The organism is Fructilactobacillus sp. X3R2C1 (genome assembly GCF_059901235.1).
In genome coordinates this window covers 1-256 of sequence record NZ_JBWXVA010000052.1, presented here as the reverse complement: position 1 = coordinate 256, position 256 = coordinate 1, and the positions used below count along the sequence as shown (strand labels likewise).

The following is a 256-nucleotide window of genomic DNA, read 5'->3' as shown; positions in this document are numbered from 1 at the left end:
CCTTGGCCTTGATCGCCGCCATTGGCCCGGCGGTGCCGCCACCGATGACGATGATGTCGTAGTCCTGGGTCTGGATGCTCATGCCTTGCCCCCCTTCTGACGGTCAATGCGCAGGCGGTACTGGAAGGCATCGCCGCGGTAGTAAAGGTGTTCGAAGTCCAGTGGCGTGCCGTCGGCAGCATGGGTCAGGCGCTCGATGCGCATGATCGGGGAGCCTTCTTCAACATCCAGGGCCTGAGTCAGGTCGCTGTCGGCC

General features: G+C 63.7%; 1 protein-coding gene. It reads right to left on the bottom strand.

Translation table 11 applies throughout. The features are described 5' to 3' along the window. Window positions 1-78 precede the first annotated feature (78 nt). Window positions 79-243, bottom strand: coding sequence for a UTRA domain-containing protein (locus AC6UDB_RS07120; protein ID WP_500709564.1), 165 nt, complete (start codon window positions 241-243; stop codon window positions 79-81). Window positions 244-256: the final 13 nt, after the last annotated feature.